This window comes from Neobacillus cucumis (genome assembly GCF_002860255.1).
Lineage (GTDB): Bacteria > Bacillota > Bacilli > Bacillales > Cytobacillaceae > Neobacillus > Neobacillus cucumis_A.
In genome coordinates, this window is sequence record NZ_PGVE01000042.1 from 15,327 (window position 1) to 35,632 (window position 20,306).

A 20,306-nucleotide genomic window follows, 5' to 3' on the forward strand; every position below is an offset into this window, starting at 1 on the left:
GTCTATTCCACGGGTTTTTTTACGGTTTCAACTTGAGTCAGGAAACTTTTTGATTCAATACTATTTATTTGAATGCTCTTACGCTAAACACACTTGTTGACAGGGATTTCTATTGTTTTCATTCATGTAAACCTTTATACTATAATAATGTGCGGACTTTTCTAATGAGCACAGGTAATAAATAACAATTGAAAATTTAATAGACATTTCGAGGTTATTTTTAAAGAAAGGGGTTTACAAACAAATGAATGAAAAACAAAGATTAGAAGGCCAGCAAGTAGATAGTGCTAATTCTTCGGACAAAAAATCCGCCAAGGATTACAGCAAATACTTCGAGAAAGTCATTACGGCACCTTCTTTAAAAGATGCAAAAAAACGTGGTAAAGAAGAAGTAAAGTATCATACTGACTTTGCTATTCCTGAAGAATTTAGAGGAATGGGTGAAGGCCGTAAGTTCTACATCCGTACGTATGGCTGTCAAATGAATGAGCATGATACAGAGGTTATGGCAGGGATCTTCCTTGCATTAGGCTATGAACCAACCGACAACACGGAGGATGCGAATGTCATTCTTCTAAATACTTGTGCCATCCGTGAAAATGCGGAAAACAAGGTTTTTGGTGAACTTGGACATTTAAAGGCTCTTAAAATGGAAAAGCCGGATCTTCTTCTAGGTGTATGTGGATGTATGTCTCAGGAAGAATCAGTTGTTAATAAAATTTTAAAAACCTATCACCATGTAGACATGATTTTTGGTACACATAATATCCACCGCCTTCCAAACATCTTGAATGAAGCCTACATGTCAAAGGAAATGGTTGTCGAAGTATGGTCAAAAGAAGGCGACGTTATCGAAAATCTTCCGAAGGTACGTCGTGGGAAAATTAAAGCATGGGTTAACATTATGTACGGTTGTGACAAATTCTGTACTTACTGTATCGTTCCTTACACACGAGGTAAAGAACGCAGCCGCCTACCGGAGGAAATTATCCAGGAAGTCCGCCATTTAGCAGCACAAGGCTATCAAGAGGTTACCTTATTGGGTCAAAACGTGAATGCGTATGGTAAAGACTTAGAGGGGATGAACTATGGGCTTGGGGATCTAATGGATGAACTACGTAAAATCGACATTCCAAGAATTCGTTTTACAACTAGCCATCCACGTGACTTTGATGACCGTTTAATCGAAGTCCTTGCCAAGGGCGGAAATCTGATGGATCATATCCATTTACCCGTTCAGTCAGGTTCTACAGACGTCCTGAAAATTATGGCTCGTAAATATACAAGAGAACAATATTTAGAGCTAGTTAGAAAAATTAAGGCGGCTATCCCAAATGTAGCTTTAACAACGGATATTATTGTCGGCTATCCTAATGAGACCGATGAGCAGTTTGAAGAAACAATGTCACTTTACCGTGAAGTAGGTTATGAATTAGCTTATACCTTTATTTATTCTCCACGTGAAGGTACACCTGCTGCGAAAATGGAAGATAACGTTCCGTTGGAAGTGAAGAAAGAACGTCTTCAACGTCTAAACAATTTGGTGAATGAGCTTTCGTTAGAAGCGATGAAAAAACATGAAGGTCAAATTGTTGATGTTCTAATCGAAGGGGAAAGTAAGAACAATCCAGAGGTTCTTGCAGGCTACACTTCTAGAAACAAGCTTGTTAACGTGGTTGCTCCTAAATCAACAATCGGAAAGATTATTAAAGTGAAGATTACAGAAGCAAAAACATGGTCATTAAATGGAGAAATGGTGGAAGAATTAGAACCAGTTGAGGTGAAATAAAGTGGCGAAGTATACAAAAGACGATATCGTCGCTCGTGCAGCAGAACTAGCTCGAATGATTGCAGAAACAGAAGAAGTTGATTTTTTTAAACGGGCAGAAGCTCATATCCATGAGAATCAAAAGATTAAAACGTTAATTTCTGATATTAAAGGATTACAAAAGCAGGCTGTGAACTTGCAGCATTATGGCAAGTCAGAGGCATTAAAGAAGGTCGAAAACAAGATTGCATCCATTGAAAAAGAATTGGATGAAATACCTGTTGTTCAGGACTTTAAACAATCTCAAGTAGAGGTAAATGAACTGCTTCAGTTAATTGCTTCGACTATTTCGAATACCGTTACAGATGAAATCATTATTTCAACAGGCGGGGACGTATTAATGGGCGAAACGGGCGCCAGCTTGAAAAATGGCGGCGGTGCCTGCGACAACCACGGCGACTGCGATCACGAGCATTAAAAAGCAACCAGGCTTCATATTTGAAGTCTGGTTTTCTTTTGTCCTCATTTTACTTAAAATTCCCATATAACCTTCCTCTGAAAGTACAGGCAATAAAAGGCACACACCCATAAATCCCGCATAAAATGAAGCATGACTAAACTTTTAACCAGTATTCGCAAAAATATATTTCACACTAGTCTAATCTCACGCATACGATGAATTGAAAATGAATGAGGAGGGTTCGCGCGAAATGGGAGAATACAGAGAGATAATTACGAAGGCCGTAGTAGCGAAAGGACGTAAATTCACCCAGTCCAATCATACGATTAGCCCGGCGCATAATCCAACAAGTATTCTTGGCTGTTGGATCATCAACCATAAATACAATGCGAAAAAAGTTGGCAAAACTGTAGAGATACACGGCTCGTATGATGTGAATGTTTGGTATTCATTTAACGATAATACCAAAACAGAGGTGGTAACTGAAAGAGTTCAGTACACAGATGTCATTAAGCTAAAGTATCGTGACCATGACTGCCTTGACGACAATGAGATTTGTGCACGAGTGCTGCAACAGCCTAATTGTGTCGAAGCAGTGATTTCCCCAAATGGCAATAGAATTATCGTCCATGTGGAAAGGGAATTCCTTGTCGAAGTCATTGGTGAAACAAAGATTTGTGTCAAAGTTAGCCACGAAGCTTGCAAAGACCATGACGAAGATTGGGGATTAGATGTGGACGACGAAGAATTTGAGGAACTAAACCCAGATTTCTTAGTCGGTGGGGAAGAAGAATAAAGATACTAGGAAGGTAATACTTCCTAGTTTTTTTCTTTTTATAAAATATTTGAGTAAAAAAAGGACTGATACATATTACAGCAGGTATCCCGAGTTTTATGAATGATTATTAAAAAATTTAGCATCCTAGTTTTAGGAGGTGCTTCATATGGAACCTAGACAGCCCGGAAATAAAAAAATGCCTAATTTTGATCAGTTAAATGATCGAATTATTCTTGAAAGTGCAGCAACACCAACGATCGTGATTAAAACCAATCTTGACCCCAAAAATGCGACTGAAAATAACCCATATTATCAAGAGGGAGAAGTAAAGGATCCGAAAGCGGTTAAGAATTACTTTGAAGAATAAAAGCCAGGTTCATTCCTGGCTTTTTTCCCATTCTGGTTTCAATAATGACAGTACAAACGTATCATGGAAATATTCATCTTGAAACATATAGCCACGCAGTAATCCTTCGTTTGTAAACCCGAGTTTTTCAAGTAGTGCTAGGGAAGCTTCATTTTCGGGATAAACCACCGCACCAATTCGATGTAAATTCAGCTGTTTAAAACTAAACTTAATCACTTCACTAACAGCCTCTTCAGCAAAACCTTTTCTCCAGTATAATGGGTGAAGTTCATAGCCAATTTCAGCCCGTTTATTTTTAAGGTGCAGCACGTTCAGACCCAAAGTACCAATAATTCTTTGATTTTCCTTTAATTTGATTCCCCAGCGAATCCCCCGCTTATCTAAATAATTCTTATGATATATATCTATTAGGCGTGTTGCTTCTGCTGGTAAGGTAAAGGGACTAGTTCCATAAAAACGGGTCACTTCTTCTAAGGATAGTATTTCATACACTGCCTTCATATGATGATGTTTCAGTTCAATTAGTTTTAAGCGCTTGGTTTCTAATATCGGAAAAGTCATCGGCACACCTCTCTTTTTTCACCATTAAAATTTATAATGGCATACAGAGCATATTTCTTTTATTGTATATTGCTCGAAAAGAAATATCTAGAATTAAGGAATATTTTTGGTAAAATTCGGACTAAGAGTCTTTTTATTGTTATGAAAATAATAGAGTCCAAACTTATTAGAAGGTGTGCAAATGAATATAAATAAGTATGTAAATTTAATTGAAACCGAATTACTCTCGAATATTAATTTATCTGTTATAAGTCCATTTGATCCAATTGTAGTAGAGAATCGCTCCCATTTATGGAAAACGATTGGATGTGGTAATTATGCAGGGGTTTTCTTACATGAGTCTTTCCCGGAAGTGGTTGTAAAAGTATATGGACGTAATCATGAGGAGCTTATAAAGGAAATAGAAGTTTATAAAAAACTTGGGGTCCATGAATCCTTTTCAAGGCTTTATGGTTATGGAGAAAATTATTTGATCTTAAAAAAGCTGGAAGGCATTACGTTATTTAACGCAGTGATAAAAGGTGTTCAGATTCCTAAGCTTGTCATTGAGGATATCGATAGGGGCCTGGAATATGCTCGTTCCGTTGGTTTAAATCCCTTTGATGTCCACGGGAAGAACGTTGTCATGTATGAAGGAAGAGGGTATATCGTGGATATATCCGATTTTTATAAACAAGGTTATTGCCGGAAGTGGGATGATTTGAAAAAAGCGTATCACAAAATTTATCGTCCATTCCTCTATAAATATCATCCCCCGATTCCTTTTACAGTTGTGGATAGCATTCGAAAAGGTTATCGTACTTACCGGAGAGTGAAAAGAATATTGGAAAAATAAAACTTATGAGTTGAATTTTCTGATAATATAGAATGGAACCTACATTTATCGGAAGGAGGGCTATTGGTGCATTACCCTTTCTATATTTTTGGCATCCACCCGCATCTGCTATTTGAATCGTTAGCCTACTTTATTGGGTTCAGAGTGTACCTTTATACAAGGAGTAAAGAAAGAATTCCTTTAGAGAAAGCCATATGGGTGGTTGTGGGGGCCTCATTAGGGGCTGCCATAGGTTCGAAGGTTCTTTATTGGTTTGAAGATCCCGTGAAAACAGTTGAAAATTGGAAAAATCTAATTTACCTTGCGGAAGGAAAGACCATTGTGGGTGGATTATTAGGTGGGTTGATCGGCGTTGAAATGGCCAAGAAGATAATCGGCTGGACACGTTCAACTGGTGATGACTTTGTCCTGCCCTTAGCAATGGGGATGATGATTGGGAGAATTGGCTGCTTTTTAACAGGTTTAGATGATCATACATATGGCATCCCCACCACCTGGATAACAGGAATCGATTTTGGAGATGGCGTGAAGCGGCATCCAACTCAAGTTTACGAAATCTGCTTCTTATTATTACTTGTATTCATTCTATTTTTTTTAAAAAGAAAGCAGCTGGGATGGGAAGGATTATTGTTTCAATTATTTATGCTCGGTTATTTGATTTTCCGTTTTTTCATTGATTTTATTAAACCAACCCCGCATCCGTATTGGATCCTTAATAATATCCAACTTGCCAGTTTACTAGGGATCCTCTATTACATATGGCTTGTCTCAAAAAAACAATCGGAAAAAAGGAGAGAAATCCATGCCTAACCGTCCATATCTTTTTTATGAACTAACGAACAGCATTTGTTCTACCTGTTTAAGAAAAGTAGAAGCCAAAGTCATCATTGAAAATGAAAAAGTTTATTTAGTGAAACATTGTATGCATCATGGAAGGGAGAAGGTATTGATTTCTACGGATGTTGCTTATTATAAATGGTGCCGCGAATTTATTAAGCCATCTGAAATGCCTTATCGATGGAATACCCCGATAAAATATGGATGCCCCTACGATTGCGGACTGTGTCCAGACCATGAACAACATAGCTGTTTAACATTATTAGAAGTAACGGAACGTTGTAATTTGAAATGTCCAATCTGTTATGCAGAATCCTCACCTCAAAAGGGGACTTTCCGAAGTTTAGAACAAATTGAATTTATGCTGGATAATATTATTAAAAATGAACGGCACGCGGATATTGTTCAAATCAGCGGCGGGGAGCCCACCATTCATCCTCAGTTTTTTGATATTCTTGACCTGGCAAAATCAAGGCCTATCCGGCATATAATGGTCAATACCAATGGTCTTCGAATTGCGACAGATAAGGAGTTTGTGAAACGTCTTACAAACTATTCCCCAGGATTTGAAATCTATCTTCAATTTGATAGTTTCGAAAAAGAAGCACTAGAAGAATTAAGAGGCGTCGACCTCAGAGACATAAGAAAACAGGCTATTGAAAACCTAAATGAATATAACATTTCGACTACGTTGGTTGCCACCCTTAAGAAGGGATTGAACGATCACGAGGTTGGAAAAATCATTCAATATGGTTTGAAACAGAAATGTGTAAGAGGGGTGACTTTCCAGCCAATCCAGGCGGCTGGCAGATTGGACGAATACGACCCATCGACGAACCGTCTCACCTTAAGTGAAGTGCGGCAAATGATTATCGACCAATCAAATGTATTCGGCTCAAAAGATATCATTCCTGTCCCTTGTCATCCTGATTGCTTGGCGATGGGCTACGCATTAAAACAAAACAATACAGTTACTCCTTTAACCGGCTTAATTGACCCGAACATCCTGCTAGAGGGCGAACGAAATACGATTGTATTTGAACAGGACGATCATATTAAAGATATGATTTTTAAATTGTTTTCTCTTAACCATTCACCGGATTCTTCAGCATTATCATTGCAGGATCTTTTATGCTGCCTCCCAAAGGTGTCAATGCCAGGGCAAATTGGCTATGATAATGTTTTTCGGGTTATTATTATGCAATTTTTAGATGCTTACAACTTTGATGTCCGTTCCGTCAAGAAATCCTGTGTTCATATCGCACACCCAGATGGGAGAATTATTCCTTTTGATACCTATAATTTATTTTATCGAGATGATAAAGAGGAAGAATTAAAGAAAATTCAAGCGGAACTAGAAGGAAAAACCTTCGTTGGAACAGAATGAGAGGAGGTACTCTAGTTGAATTCAAATCAAGGAGATAAACCAAAAGGCAGCTTAAAGGAACTATGGGTAGGTATTGGGATTACCGTTGGAATTTATTTGCTTGGACTATTGATTTTATTGGTATTCTCCGGTTTATTTTTTCCTTATGTCATACTGGCGGTAATCGCTTTGATTTTCATACCAATCGTCTGTTTCACAAAGGGCAAGACTCGTATGGGGCAAGGGGCATTAATTGGCTTAGCATTAAATATATTGTTATTTTCAGCCTGCTTTGGAGTCATGATTAGTAATCTAGGTGGATGAGGGGGAAAAGTAGGATGGATGATCGTCAATTTCGCAATGCGATGGGGAAATTCGCTACAGGGGTAACTGTTGTAGCCACAGAAGTGGAGGGAAACGTACATGGCATGACGGCTAATGCCTTTATGTCAGTATCACTCAGCCCAAAGCTAGTCGTAGTATCGATTTCCGAAAGAGCTCAGATGCTTGAAAAATTAAACCAGAGTGGGAAATTTTCAGTTAATATCCTAAGCAGTTCTCAGCAGGATCTATCGATGATTTTTGCAGGACAGCAGAAAAATCATCAAGAGGTAAAGTTTGAACGGCTAGGAGAGGTTCCCGTATTAGCCGGTGCAGTCGCACAAATTGCTTGTGAAGTTTCTGCTGCACATATCGAGGGAGATCACACCTTGTTTATCGGTAAAGTAACAAACATCCATACCGAAGATTTTGAGCCGCTTATTTATTTTAGTGGAAAATACCGATCGTTGGCACAAGAATAGGTAAACCTTAGCCTGTAAACGGAGCCCCTTTATCAGTTGGGTTCCGTTTTTATTTAAAACAATATTTGTGTATGATTCTGAAAATTTTGATAGTATATAATCATGAAAGGTGTGATGGAATTGGTTGTTCAACTAGAAAATGTCTCATTAATTCGTGACGGGAAATGGATTTTACAAGATATTAATTGGCAGATTGAAAAAGGAGAACACTGGGTGTTATTTGGATTAAATGGTTCAGGAAAAACGGCCATCTTAAATTTGCTTAATGCTTATTACTTTCCTACAAAAGGTAAAATTACCGTATTAGAATTAGAGTTTGGGAAAACGTATCTGGCAGAAAAACTCCGGAAGCAGATTGGATTTGTGTCATCGTCACTTCAAGAAAAATTTCATCCGGACGATAATGCATTTGAAGTGGTCTTAAGCGGTGAATATGCTTCTATTGGCCTTTATGAAACACCGACTGATGAAGTTAGAAAAAAGGCAATCCGGCTCCTTGAAGAGTTAGGCTGTATCGATTATGCCAATCGCAACTATAACACCCTATCACAGGGAGAAAAACAACGTGTCCTAATTGCTAGAGCACTGATGGCCAATCCGTCCTTACTGATTCTTGATGAACCGACGAATGGGTTAGATTTCATCGCCCGTGAACAATTGTTAGAATCTGTAGAGAGAATAACCCAAAATCTTAAGGCACCGACGATTATTTATGTGACCCACCATGTGGAAGAAATTCTTCCTGTATTTAGTAAAACCTTGCTTTTGAAAAAAGGACAAGTTTTTGCAGCAGGAGAGACCAAATCTATGATTGACAGCGAGAAGCTGACTCAATACTTTAATGTTCCAGTTAAGGTACAATGGGAAAATGAACGCCCGCTGTTATCCAAACTGTCTGTAAAGGATACAGTCAATTCCTAACTTAATAAAGTAACTAAGGCACATGAATGTCATGTGCCTATTTTTCTTATCAAAAGTTTTAACATGAAATTTAAAATAATAGGATGGAAAAAATAGTTATTAACAAATTAAATATTTTAATAGGTATAATTAAGATGGATGATTGAAAAAGGAGAGAGAGTTAAAATCGTGAAAAATATTAGAGTTATTCTTATTGTAGTCACCATCTTATTTGTATTGGCCAGCTGCACAAGTGCAACGCCTAACCCAAAAACAGAGGAAATTAATAAGCAAAAGCAAGAGGAACAAGTTAATAAAGCAAGTGAAAAAGCCGATGCGGAAGAGGAAGCCACGGCAGAGAACGCTAAACAAGCAGCAGAAAAGGAGAAAGAGGAACAAGAAAAACAACAAGCTGCCAAACAATCACAAGAAGAATTAGCTAATAAACTCGGCTTAGAATTGATTACTGTTGGCAGAGTGGTGGATGGAGATACCTTTGTGACCTCAGATGGCAGAAAGGTCCGTTTAGTTGGTGTCAATACACCTGAATCAACGACAAGACATGAGCAATATGGTAAAGAAGCAAGTAACTACACAAATTCAAAGTTGAATGGTAAACAAGTATGGCTTCAGAAGGATGTATCTGAAACGGATCGATATGGTCGCCTGCTAAGAATCGTGTGGCTTAGTGTGCCAAAAGATGATATGGATGAAAAGGATATTCGTACAAAAATGTTTAATGCAGATTTAGTATTAAGCGGGTACGCGGAGCCGTCAACCTATCCACCGGATGTCAAATACAGCGATTATTTTGTCAAGTTTGCCAGAGAGGCTAGGGAGGCAAATAAAGGTCTTTGGGCATTCGGAAACCAAGGGACAACAAAGGGGGATCTAGACTCAAGCTCAAGCAGTAAGGCTGCAGGTACTTCTTCAGGCGGTAACACGTCTAGTGGCACAGCATCGGGCAGTGGCTCAACATCTGGAAGTGGCTCAACATCTGGAAGTGGCTCAACATCTGGAAGTGGCACAACAACCAATTCTGAAACTGAGTCCTTCAAAAATTGCACAGAGATGCGTAAAGTCTATCCAAATGGGGTGCCATCCACCCATCCTGCCTATGAATCAAGACATGACCGCGATAGAGATAATTGGGCATGTGAGCGATCATAGGATATAGAAAAAGGACCTCAAATCAAAAATGGTTTGAGGTTCCTTTTGTGAATTATTTCCAGCACTAGTGTTTAAACGTTACCGTAATGCTAGACAAGGTGTTGACATGACCGTTTTTACCTGTTTCTCTAATGGTAATCGTATGTTTTCCATTACTATAGTTAGTGGTGTCGAGGGGAAAATGAAACCCCGCTTTCCCATTGTTGTACTGAGGAAATGCTTTTAAGACATCCGCTCTCGCATCCCCATAGACCGCCTGACCAGACACTGCGCCATCAATCAATACATCAATTTTGGATACACCGTTCACATCCAAACACCATCCCGACACATTTTTAGTACCCATAAGGGTGGTACCTGATTTCGGATTATCCACATACCCCTTGACATTGTCGATGGTTATGTTTTTTCCAGACAGGGTAGTGACATGTCCATTCTTTCCAGTTTCTCGAATCGTGATCGTATGTTTTCCCTCACTATATTTGGTTGTATTAAGTGGGAAATGAAAGCCAGCTTTTCCATTGTTGTACTGAGGATAAGCTTTTTGAACATCTGCTCTCGCATCTCCAAGGACGGCTTGACCAGCCACTGTGCCATCTACCAAAACATCGATTTTCGCAACTCCACTTTTATCTAAGAACCAGCCTTTAACAACACTTTGTCCCTGAATAGTAGCGGAATTCCCAGGTGCATCTACATACCCAATCGTCGGAAATGTACTTGGGACTTCCTTCCAAACTAAGCTTGATATTTTATTGATCGTGTCAATACCGTAGGCTAGAGATTTATTATTTGTTGTTAACACAGCGATAACATAACTTTTTCCTTGTCCAGAGATGTAACCAACACTATTGACAAATAGTTTACTAGGAGGGTTAGATGTAACCCAGCCATTTTTTAAGGCAACGCTAACTCCTGAGGGAATTCCGTAACCTGTACCCCAGCGTTGATCCGTCTCTACGTGTCGCATTAGATTTAGACCATACGCTCTCTGTCCATTCGTTAATAATGTATTTTGGTAGGCAAAATACTTCGCCAAGGTCAGTTGATCCCCAACCGTTGTTGTGGTATGCCCCCACCAGCCTCCTGTACCAGCAATCGTATGATTCATACCCACTTTTTGAAAAAACGTTTGTACTTTTTTATCACTTCCCAGCTGCCGCCAAATCGTACTGGCGGCACTATTATTGCTGTTTTCAATCATTCTTGTTAGCAATGTATTTTCATACGAAGTTATTGGTATCTTTTGATAGAGGACATCTGCTAACATCGACATTTTAACAACACTTTGAGTATAGTAGGTTTTAGAAGGATTGTATGTATAGGTTTTACCTGTATTCCCATCGTAAACACCAACGGAAACCGTGTTACCTCTAGAAGATATATATTTGGTTACCTCAGGACCCAAAATGGTGTCGGCAGATGCGTGTATAGCTGTTTTTCCGTATGACAGCAATAATATCCCTGATAAAGCCAGCACTGCTACTTTTTTGAACAAATTCTTTTTCCATCCTTTCTAGTAAAATATTACTATATTATCATACTGCTGTTTTATTAAAAAAAATATAGTAAACTGCATTCTATCTTATAAATTTTTTGAATTGGTTGATAAATTGAAGATTGTATACTTAATTCAAATAAATACACAAAAAAATAAAAACCAGCTTTGACTGGTTTTTATTTCTCTTGAATATTAATCAAATACGCTTTATTAAAGATTGACAACATTTTGGTTAATACCATTATTATTTACCAATGAACGTCGTCGCTCGAGTTCTACATCCATCGCCGCCCGTTTATCATCGAGTTTATAGAAGATCATCGTGATTCCAATCAGTACACAAATGGCCATTGGCACCCAGATAAAGCTTACTTCAATATAGTTTAAAGCGGTTGCAGATTGTTTGGCATTTGGAACATAACCGCCCATTTTCAGGATAAGTCCTACAAGAGCACTTCCAAGTCCCAAGCTGACTTTTACAAAAAATCCTTGGAAAGCAGCTATCATCCCCGCAATACTTCGATGGTTTTTGTACTCTGAATAATCAATAACATCTGGCTGAATGGCAAAGGTGGTCCCGAAAATGCCATAAATCCCAAGCCCGGTAATCGCCAAACCGGCAATCAGTAAGACAGGGGAGGACTTTCCGAAATAAATCACTAAATCTCCAAGAATATAAATGACCGTACTTAACAGTAATACGTTTTTCTTTGGCATTTTCTTTTGAAGCCAAGGTAAAAGCAGCAGCATTGGCAGACCAGAGAGAATACCGAATAGTCCTACGAACGTAAGCCAATCCGTACGGCCTAGATTATACGTAAAATAGTAGATCACAGTTGTATTTCTAATGACAAAAAGACCAAAATAGAGAAAGTTCAAGATAAAGAAAATAACAGCAGGGCCAGTCAATCCTTTAAAATCCTGTTTAAAAGAGGATTTCCCAGGTTGAACGGTTGGCGGAACCACCTCTTTTGTATTCATAAAGGTAAACACAAATACGAACACCGCGGCGATACCATAAACGGTCATCGTAATGAAATAACCTTTTTGGTTATCACCTTGGCCGAAGAAATTAACCATCGGTGTCGTAATCGACATAACTAAAGCGGTTCCAATTAACGCGCAAATCATCCTAGTCGACACTAACCAGTTTCGCTCGTGGTTATCGGAAGTTAACCTCGGTACAATCGTATTTAATGGGATATTAACCACCGTATAAGCAATGTTTAACAAGCAATAAGTGATATACGCCCAGAGAATTTTTCCTGATAGACTGAAGTCAGGAACAATGAAGGTCATGATGGTAAAAACAGCAAACGGAATCGCTCCGATTATGAAGTAGGGTCTTCCTTGTCCCCATCTCGTACGAGTCCGGTCAACTAATAATCCCATTCCGGTATCGGCAAATGCATCAATGATTTTTGTTACTAGCATTAAAGTCCCAGCAACGGTTGCGGTTATTCCAAAAACATCCGTATAAAAAAACAACAGGTAAGACGCCATTGTACTAAATACGAGGTTGCAGGCGAAGTCGCCCGCCCCGTATCCAATTCGTTTTTTCCATTTATTCATTTCTATCACATATCCTTTTTTTAAAATTGGTAAAGCACATGCTCAACTCATGTTGTAGAAAGTCTTGTCAACGTTTTCATATCAGACTTTAAATTTTTATAAATAGACTTATAAACTTGATAATAGTCATTATATTTACTATGATTCTCTTGATTTGGCATCAACTTCTGATCGAGAACCTGCCATTTCTTCACCTCTTCATAGGAGAGAAGACCTGTACCAATTCCAGCCAGCATGACGTCTCCCATATTCGCTTCTACATCATGAAGGGGACAAACTACTGGATAGCCTGTCACATCGGCAAAGATTTGTCTCCATAATGTTGATTTAGTGACCCCGCCGGCCAGCAAGATATATTCACCGAGATTTTCCCCGGTCGCTTCCATTGCATCTCGTAAGCTAAAGGAGACCGCTTCTAGAAAGGCACGATAAATATGCGCTTTTGTATGGGCTAATGAAAGTCCAACGATGGTTCCTTTGGCATCAGAATCCCAGATAGGGCTTCTTTCTCCCATAAAGTAAGGAAGGACAATCAAGCCTTCGCTTCCAACTGGAATGTTCGCAGCCTGTTCATTTAACACATTATAGGCATTTTTTCCGCCAGCCTTTTCTACTTCCAATTCATATTGACACATCGTTTGACGGAACCATTTCACAATCGCTCCAGCTGTGGCCCCGCCAGCAAAATAATAGGAAAGTCTTTTCGCATCATATAAATACGGCCAAACAATCAGATCCTTTCCTTTCACTGGTTGATCGGAAATTAAGGCTGCACACATCGAAGTACCAATGGCCGCTGCGTAAATCCCCGATTCAAATACACCGAGACCGATATTAGCTGCACCGCAGTCAATCCCACTGGCGATCACTGGCATTCCTTCAGAAAGTCCTAACTCAGCTGCTGCTTCTTTTGTCAATCCACCGACAATATCGGTTGATTCCACGATTTTTTCTGGCATCATCGAAAGAGGAATTCCCATCTCATCCATCATTTCTTTTGACCAGGTCCGGTTATTCATATCAAAAATTCCGCCGATGTTTCCTGCAGAGGAATAATCAATCGCAATTTCTCCGGTCAGTCTATAAATGACATAATCGTTTGGCGGGAGGAAGAGCTTGGTTTTCTTCCAGTTATCCGGTTCATGATTTTTCATCCATAACATTTTTGTATAACCGTAATAGGGGTCAGCGCCATTATGGGTAATTTCGAGAAGTTTTTCTTCTCCAATATGCTCTAAGACCCACTTTGTTTCCGCTTCTGCTCTGCGGTCCATCCAAATCATACACGGCCTGACAGGTTCCATTTTTTCGTCCAATGGAATTCCAGAACCACCATAAAGTCCGCTAATGGCGATACCACGTATGTTCTCCGCAGCTATTCCAGACTTATGTACGGTGTTTTTTATCGATGTTTTGGTTGCCTCAAGCCAAACATCTGGCCATTGTTCTGCCCATAGAGGCTTTGGGGTTAATACATCGTATTCCTGTAAATCTTGAGCAATCAGATTGCCTTCTGTATCCATTAGGATGGTTTTCGTACCGGATGTTCCGATATCTGTACCGAGTAAGTAATTCATGGATAGTCCTCCTAAAGAATCTATTAGTCTATTAAATGCAAGTGAAAGCTCCATCAATGACAAAGTCAGATCCTGTAGTAAAGCTGCTTGTGTCTCCTGCAAGATAAACACAAATGGACTGAAGTTCTTCTGGTCTTCCCATTCGGTGAAGCGGTGCCATTTCATTCCATTGTTCGATCAATGGCTGCAAGCTTGGAGAATTTAAAGTAAGTTCTGTTCCAATATATCCTGGACTAATACAATTTACGCGCACATTTCTTGTTGCCCACTCCACTGCAAGCGATTTGGTCAACTGGATGACTCCTGCTTTAGAGGCGTTGTAAGAACACTGTGGCTGTGGCAAATTAACAATATGTCCAGACATCGATGCGGTATTAATAATGGAACCGCCGCCTTGTTTTAACATGACTTTTCCAGCTGCTTGGGCCGTTAAGAAAACACCCGTAAGATTAATATCAATGACTTTTTTCCACTGTTCAAAGGTCATTTCCTCTGCTGGTACGTTCATGCAGATTCCTGCATTACAAAAGGCTACATCTAAACGGCCAAATGCTTCTAATATTGTTTCGATCATGGCATCTACGTCTGCTGGGTTGGTGACATCTGCTTTAATGGCAATTGACTTGATCCCATTATTTTCTTCAAGTTCCTTAGCTGTCTTTGTGGCTTCCTCGATGTCTAAGTCGACGATAGCTATATCTGCTCCTGCTTCAGCAAAAGCGGTTGCAACACTTTTACCAATACCCCTTGCACCGCCGGTTACAAAAATTTTCTTTCCGTCCAGTCTCATTTTTTCAATAATCCCCATATTTACCCATCCCTTTTCGTTAATTTATTTTGTAAAATAGTTTTATAAAATACATTTACATAATAAAGCTTTTTTCCATGAGAGTCAATATGTATAAAATTTAAAATTGGCAGATACTTTTTGCCAAAGCTGGGATTGTATCCGCTCTTGTGATATATTTAAAAAGTTAAAGTAAATATTTTTATAAAATTAGTTTATAAAATGGGGTATTTTTTCCATGGACAATAGCATCACTTTTAAAGATATAAAAAAAGGCAATTACTCCTCGATCTACCGTCTCATTTATCAAAATGAAAAGCTTTCGAAACAAGAAATTGCCAATCAACTTCATTTGAGTTTACCGACAGTTACCCAGAATCTCGTTCGCTTGGAAAAAGAAAAATTGATTGAAAAGAGCGGGCAGTTTGAATCCTCTGTTGGAAGGCGTGCAGCTGCATATGCCATTTGCCCCCAGGCTAGGATTAGCATAGGGGTAGAGATTCAGAAGAGGACCGTACAGATATTGGCTCTTGATTTGCGTGGTCATGCTTTTCAGCAAGAGAGACTAACGATGGATTATTTCAATGAAGATCGCTACTACAAAGAGTTGAGTCAAGCTGTAAAGTCTTTTATCTCCTCTCTCGATGTGACAGAGGAGCAGGTCCTTGGGATTGGTTTTGCTGTTCAAGGATTAACGTCTAATGATGGAAAGAAGATTACTTACGGAAAAATATTAATCTCGACAGGATTAGATATTGAGGTTTTTTCACAGTATCTTCCTTATCCCTGCGTGTTTTTACATGATGCCAAGTGTGCGGCAACAACAGAACTGTGGGTAAGAAATGATATTGGAGATGCTGTCTATCTATCGATAGGTCCTCACCTTGGAGGAGCAATTATCATAAATGACCAAATTTATATGGGAAAAGAAGGACATAGTGGAACGGTAGAACATATGACGATTAATCCTGATGGTCCTTCTTGTTACTGCGGAAAGAGAGGATGCATGGAAACGTACAGCTCTGTTAATGCGCTGCTAGAAGAAGGTGAAGCATTAGATGTTTTCTTCCAAATGGTACGTTCTAAAAACCCTGCTTATGTTGAAAGGTGGAATTGCTTTTTAGATCAATTAGCATTTTCAATCAACAATATCCATCTTGTCCTTAACAGAGAATTTATTCTAGGCGGACATATATCTCCCTACTTAATGGATGAGGATATTGAATTTCTTCATGATAAAATTAATGATAAATCTGCATTTCCAAGTAATGAATCCTTTATTCATATAAGCCGTTCACCAGCAAATGGGGTACCTATAGGTGCTGCTATACCATTTATTCAATCATTTTTGAATGGGATATAAAAATATATTTTGATACACAATTTGGAAACCTTGCAAATATTTTTGAAAAATGTTATTCTATACTAGAATTATTTTTGTTCGGTGTAAAGGATAGTATAAGATTAACTTTTCGTCTTGATGATCACTGAGTGCAAGGATAGTAACATAATGTGTGCAGAGCACACAACAGGAGGCAATATAAATGGAAAACGGTAAAGTAAAATGGTTTAACTCAGAAAAAGGTTTCGGATTCATCGAGCGTGAAGGTGGAGAAGACGTATTCGTTCATTTCTCAGCTATCCAAGGTGAAGGTTTCAAAACTTTAGAAGAAGGTCAAGCAGTGACTTTCGATGTTGAGCAAGGTCAACGTGGAGCTCAAGCAGCAAACGTTCGCAAAGCTTAATAATTAGATAAAGCCAAACAGACTCTCCATTAGAGTCTGTTTTTTATTTTGAATAAAACAAAAAACCCTACTCACGAATAAGTAGGGCACATGAAACAGTAATTCAAATGGTAGACCCATTGTAGCATACATTTTTATAAAAACCTAATATTTAGTGAACTAAATGAGTGCAGCTGATAATTATTAGCCTTGATTATAATATATAAAAACAATAGAGGACTAGTTGATCTGGAAATTTAAATGTGAATAATCAGTGAAAATTAAATGTGGAGAAAATGTGAAAATGACATGTAGAAACTTCACATTTTTTTATTACGTTCTATAATACCCATATAGGTATTAAACCCATTAGGGTATATCTGATAATCATTAATTTTTTTTCATAATTGATAAGATTTATAAAAATTACTTGGAGGGAAAAAACATGACACAGAAAGTAATCATCGTAGGCGGAGTGGCTGGCGGAGCTACTGCAGCTGCCAGATTAAGAAGATTAAGTGAAGAAGTAGAAATAATTCTTGTAGAACGAGGGGAACATATTTCATTTGCCAATTGCGGACTGCCTTACTATATAGGTGAAACGATTAAAGATAGAAGCAAATTATTAGTACAAACCGTAAAAGGAATGTCAGAACGTTTTAATCTTGATATTCGTAATAGAAGTGAAGTATTGAACATTGATCCTGAAAACAATAAAGTGACCATCAAGAATTTGCAAACTGGGGAAGTGTACGTTGAATCATATGACAAGTTAGTATTATCACCTGGGGCAAGGCCAATTGTTCCACCTATTACGGGATTAAATGAAAATCAGACATTATTTACTTTAAGAAATATACCGGATACAGATAAAATCAAAAATTATGTTGATTCCCAATATCCAAAAAAAGCCGTTGTTATTGGCGGAGGCTTTATAGGGATTGAAATGGCTGAAAACTTGGTAGAAAGAGGGGTTGAAGTGACCCTTATTGAAATGGCCAATCAAATTATGGCGCCAATCGATTTTGAAATGGCGAGTATTTTACACTCTCATTTAAAAGACAAAGGAGTAAAGTTAATCTTGGAAAATGGGGTACAATCATTTGATGACCAAGGAAAGAAGATTATCCTTTCTGATGGTACAGAAATTCAAACAGATATGACGATACTTTCAATCGGAGTCAGACCTGAAAATGAATTGGCCGAAACTGCTGGACTAGAATTAGGTGAACGGGGCGGAATCATGGTCAACGAATACCTTCAAACTTCTAATGAGAATATTTATGCTGTTGGCGATGCTGTAGAAGTTGTAGATTATATTAACGAGACAAAGGTCATGATTCCCCTTGCTGGTCCGGCAAACCGCCAAGGTCGGATTGCGGCAAACAATATCATGGGCAAAAGGGAGAAATATCAAGGGACATTGGGCACTTCCATTGCCAAGGTGTTTGATTTGACTGTTGCAGCTACAGGAAATAATGAGAAAACACTAAAGCGTTTAGGAGTATCATATGAAGTTGTTCATATTCACCCAAGTTCACACGCGGGATACTATCCAGGAGGAGCTCCGATAGCCTTAAAATTAATTTTTGATAAAGAAACAGGAAAAATCCTCGGTGCCCAAGCAGTTGGGGCAGATGGAGTGGATAAACGAATCGACGTGATAGCAACTGCCATTAAAGGTGGATTGACGGTAGAAGATTTGACCAACCTGGAATTGTCATATGCACCACCGTATTCATCAGCAAAAGATCCCGTAAATATGGCTGGTTATGTGGCTTCTAATATCATCGAAGGCGAATTGGAAATGGTACAGTGGTATGAAATTGACAAAATCGTTGCAGATGGAGGACTTTTAATTGACGTTCGTGAGCCAATGGAGCGTGAATTTGGATTTGTCGAAGGGTCCATCAATATTCCTTTAAATGACTTAAGAAACAGAGTAGAAGAGCTTCCAAAGGATCAGACCATTTATATCAGCTGCCAGGTGGGATTAAGAGGATATGTAGCAAGCAGGATTCTAAAAAATAACGGCTATCGTGTAAAAAATGTCGATGGTGGTTGGAAAACGTATTCCTCTGTATTTGGAAGCAACATAAACAAAAAGGTTGAAACTTCTACAAACGACCTTGGAGAGACAGTTGTAAACAATACAAATGAAGTAAAAGTTGATTCGGTTGTAGATGTAAGTGGATTGACCTGTCCACTGCCAATTATCAGATTAAAAAAAGGTCTTGATTCCTTGGAAAGCGGACAAGTATTAGAGCTGCATGTAACAGATAAGGGCGCCTTAAACGATCTGCCGGCATGGTCAAGAAATGCTGATCATACCATCCTAAAAACGGAAATAGAAAAAAGTATGATTAAATTCTGGATAGAAAAGAATTAAAGAGAAGCATTTGAAACATATGTTGAAAGTAAGGTTTCTTAAAATAAAACTATTGCTTTTAAATTCTTTGACCGCCATGTTCATTGCGGTCTATTTTTGCAGACTGAAAAATTTTAAAAAAATCTATTGACAATATACCCTTAGGGGTATAACATAAAACTTATCAATGAAATTTGTTCCATTGAAGGAGTATTAAATGAAATTTCTAATCTTGATAACAATAATTGTATCAATTATATTATATAAAAGATATTTTCCGGTTCTTGGTGTTCATTTTATCAAGTTGAAGGATCTTGAAGTAGATAAAATAATAATAATAGATATTAGAGACTATAATGAATCTTACAAGGATCCAATCAAAGGTTCAATTAATATTCCAATTTCCTATTTAAACAGAAATATAAAAGAAATTCCTGATGGTGATTTATATATAGTCGCATCTAGTTCACTTGAAAAAAATGTAGGAATTCGTTTTTTTAGACAAAAGGGTTTTCGGGTCGTCGGATATTTCATTTCCGACAATAGCAAAATTTCCTTAAAGGAAAATTCTTTAAAAATAAAAAATAATTGTTGTTAAAGGAGATAAAAACATGGATTACAATGATCAAATTAAAAATAGAGTAAAACGTATTGAAGGACAGTTAAGAGGTATTTTAAGAATGATGGAAGAAAACAAGGATTGCAAAGAGGTAATTACTCAGTTGTCTGCATCAAGAACTGCAATTGATCGAACAATTGGTGTTATTGTAAGTTCTAATTTAGTGGAATGTGTGCAAAAAGCAAATGACCAAGGGGAAAGAAGCATGGAAGAAATGGTAAAAGAAGCTGTTAATTTGCTTGTGAAAAGCAGATAATCTAGCATGATTTGAAAGCTACAGCTTTTAAAGGATGGATGGACATTTTATAAGAAA

21 protein-coding genes are annotated in these 20,306 nt (G+C 38.2%); 16 read left to right on the forward strand and 5 right to left on the reverse strand.

What is annotated here, in order from left to right:
* Window positions 1-244: 244 nt before the first annotated feature.
* The 4 genes from miaB (at window position 245) to CVD27_RS10745 (ending at window position 3,373) form a co-directional block, all read left to right on the forward strand.
* Window positions 245-1,789, forward strand: coding sequence for a tRNA (N6-isopentenyl adenosine(37)-C2)-methylthiotransferase MiaB (miaB, locus tag CVD27_RS10730; RefSeq protein ID WP_101647908.1), 1,545 nt, complete (start codon window positions 245-247; stop codon window positions 1,787-1,789).
* Between the two features lies 1 nt (window position 1,790).
* Window positions 1,791-2,246: a RicAFT regulatory complex protein RicA family protein gene (locus CVD27_RS10735; RefSeq protein WP_101647909.1), complete on the forward strand. Its 456-nt coding sequence runs from the start codon at window positions 1,791-1,793 to the stop codon at window positions 2,244-2,246.
* Between the two features lie 232 nt (window positions 2,247-2,478).
* Window positions 2,479-3,024, forward strand: coding sequence for an outer spore coat protein CotE (locus tag CVD27_RS10740; RefSeq protein ID WP_101647910.1), 546 nt, complete (start codon window positions 2,479-2,481; stop codon window positions 3,022-3,024).
* Window positions 3,025-3,172: 148 nt separating this feature from the next.
* Window positions 3,173-3,373 carry a hypothetical protein gene (locus tag CVD27_RS10745; protein ID WP_101647911.1) on the forward strand — a complete coding sequence of 67 codons (201 nt, stop codon included), beginning with the start codon at window positions 3,173-3,175 and terminating at the stop codon, window positions 3,371-3,373.
* A 9-nt stretch (window positions 3,374-3,382) separates the two neighbouring features.
* Here the strand turns inward: CVD27_RS10745 and CVD27_RS10750 are convergent, their stop codons facing one another.
* Window positions 3,383-3,934 (reverse strand): GNAT family N-acetyltransferase, encoded by a 552-nt coding sequence (locus CVD27_RS10750; RefSeq protein WP_101647912.1) that lies wholly within the window; start codon window positions 3,932-3,934, stop codon window positions 3,383-3,385.
* A 181-nt stretch (window positions 3,935-4,115) separates the two neighbouring features.
* On the opposite strand from CVD27_RS10750, the gene CVD27_RS10755 reads away from it, so the two are divergent.
* The 7 genes from CVD27_RS10755 to CVD27_RS10785 all read left to right on the forward strand — a co-directional run bounded on the left by CVD27_RS10755 (window position 4,116) and on the right by CVD27_RS10785 (window position 9,845).
* Window positions 4,116-4,769, forward strand: a complete 654-nt coding sequence (locus CVD27_RS10755; RefSeq protein ID WP_180960224.1) for a serine/threonine protein kinase — start codon at window positions 4,116-4,118, stop codon at window positions 4,767-4,769.
* Window positions 4,770-4,835: 66 nt separating this feature from the next.
* Window positions 4,836-5,579 carry a prolipoprotein diacylglyceryl transferase gene (locus tag CVD27_RS10760; RefSeq protein ID WP_101647914.1) on the forward strand — a complete coding sequence of 248 codons (744 nt, stop codon included), beginning with the start codon at window positions 4,836-4,838 and terminating at the stop codon, window positions 5,577-5,579.
* On the forward strand, window positions 5,572-6,993 hold the full coding sequence (locus tag CVD27_RS10765; protein WP_101647915.1) for a radical SAM protein: 1,422 nt from the start codon (window positions 5,572-5,574) through the stop codon (window positions 6,991-6,993). Before CVD27_RS10760 ends, CVD27_RS10765 begins: the two co-directional genes overlap by 8 nt.
* A gap of 15 nt (window positions 6,994-7,008) precedes the next feature.
* On the forward strand, window positions 7,009-7,296 hold the full coding sequence (locus tag CVD27_RS10770) for a hypothetical protein (RefSeq protein WP_101647916.1): 288 nt from the start codon (window positions 7,009-7,011) through the stop codon (window positions 7,294-7,296).
* Window positions 7,297-7,310: 14 nt separating this feature from the next.
* Complete coding sequence (locus CVD27_RS10775) at window positions 7,311-7,775, forward strand: flavin reductase family protein (protein ID WP_101647917.1); 465 nt, start codon at window positions 7,311-7,313, stop codon at window positions 7,773-7,775.
* A gap of 120 nt (window positions 7,776-7,895) precedes the next feature.
* On the forward strand, window positions 7,896-8,696 hold the full coding sequence (locus tag CVD27_RS10780; protein WP_101647918.1) for an ABC transporter ATP-binding protein: 801 nt from the start codon (window positions 7,896-7,898) through the stop codon (window positions 8,694-8,696).
* A 168-nt stretch (window positions 8,697-8,864) separates the two neighbouring features.
* Window positions 8,865-9,845 carry a thermonuclease family protein gene (locus CVD27_RS10785; RefSeq protein WP_257984328.1) on the forward strand — a complete coding sequence of 327 codons (981 nt, stop codon included), beginning with the start codon at window positions 8,865-8,867 and terminating at the stop codon, window positions 9,843-9,845.
* Window positions 9,846-9,909: 64 nt separating this feature from the next.
* Here the strand turns inward: CVD27_RS10785 and CVD27_RS10790 are convergent, their stop codons facing one another.
* From CVD27_RS10790 to CVD27_RS10805, 4 genes are all read right to left on the reverse strand, one after another.
* Window positions 9,910-11,343, reverse strand: a complete 1,434-nt coding sequence (locus CVD27_RS10790) for a serine hydrolase (RefSeq protein WP_101647920.1) — start codon at window positions 11,341-11,343, stop codon at window positions 9,910-9,912.
* 213 nt (window positions 11,344-11,556) lie between these two features.
* Window positions 11,557-12,918 (reverse strand): MFS transporter, encoded by a 1,362-nt coding sequence (locus CVD27_RS10795; RefSeq protein WP_101647921.1) that lies wholly within the window; start codon window positions 12,916-12,918, stop codon window positions 11,557-11,559.
* 47 nt (window positions 12,919-12,965) lie between these two features.
* Window positions 12,966-14,495: an FGGY-family carbohydrate kinase gene (locus CVD27_RS10800; protein WP_101647922.1), complete on the reverse strand. Its 1,530-nt coding sequence runs from the start codon at window positions 14,493-14,495 to the stop codon at window positions 12,966-12,968.
* A gap of 31 nt (window positions 14,496-14,526) precedes the next feature.
* Window positions 14,527-15,303 carry an SDR family oxidoreductase gene (locus CVD27_RS10805; protein ID WP_101647923.1) on the reverse strand — a complete coding sequence of 259 codons (777 nt, stop codon included), beginning with the start codon at window positions 15,301-15,303 and terminating at the stop codon, window positions 14,527-14,529.
* Window positions 15,304-15,520: 217 nt separating this feature from the next.
* Here CVD27_RS10805 and CVD27_RS10810 point away from each other — a divergent pair, with 217 nt between their 5' ends.
* The 5 genes from CVD27_RS10810 (at window position 15,521) to CVD27_RS10830 (ending at window position 20,249) form a co-directional block, all read left to right on the forward strand.
* Window positions 15,521-16,645: an ROK family transcriptional regulator gene (locus tag CVD27_RS10810; protein WP_101647924.1), complete on the forward strand. Its 1,125-nt coding sequence runs from the start codon at window positions 15,521-15,523 to the stop codon at window positions 16,643-16,645.
* A 181-nt stretch (window positions 16,646-16,826) separates the two neighbouring features.
* Complete coding sequence (locus CVD27_RS10815; RefSeq protein ID WP_026574136.1) at window positions 16,827-17,027, forward strand: cold-shock protein; 201 nt, start codon at window positions 16,827-16,829, stop codon at window positions 17,025-17,027.
* A gap of 424 nt (window positions 17,028-17,451) precedes the next feature.
* Window positions 17,452-19,395, forward strand: coding sequence for a CoA-disulfide reductase (locus CVD27_RS10820; protein ID WP_101647925.1), 1,944 nt, complete (start codon window positions 17,452-17,454; stop codon window positions 19,393-19,395).
* A 196-nt stretch (window positions 19,396-19,591) separates the two neighbouring features.
* Window positions 19,592-19,972: a hypothetical protein gene (locus CVD27_RS10825; RefSeq protein WP_101647926.1), complete on the forward strand. Its 381-nt coding sequence runs from the start codon at window positions 19,592-19,594 to the stop codon at window positions 19,970-19,972.
* 13 nt (window positions 19,973-19,985) lie between these two features.
* On the forward strand, window positions 19,986-20,249 hold the full coding sequence (locus tag CVD27_RS10830) for a metal-sensitive transcriptional regulator (protein ID WP_101647927.1): 264 nt from the start codon (window positions 19,986-19,988) through the stop codon (window positions 20,247-20,249).
* Window positions 20,250-20,306 lie beyond the last annotated feature (57 nt).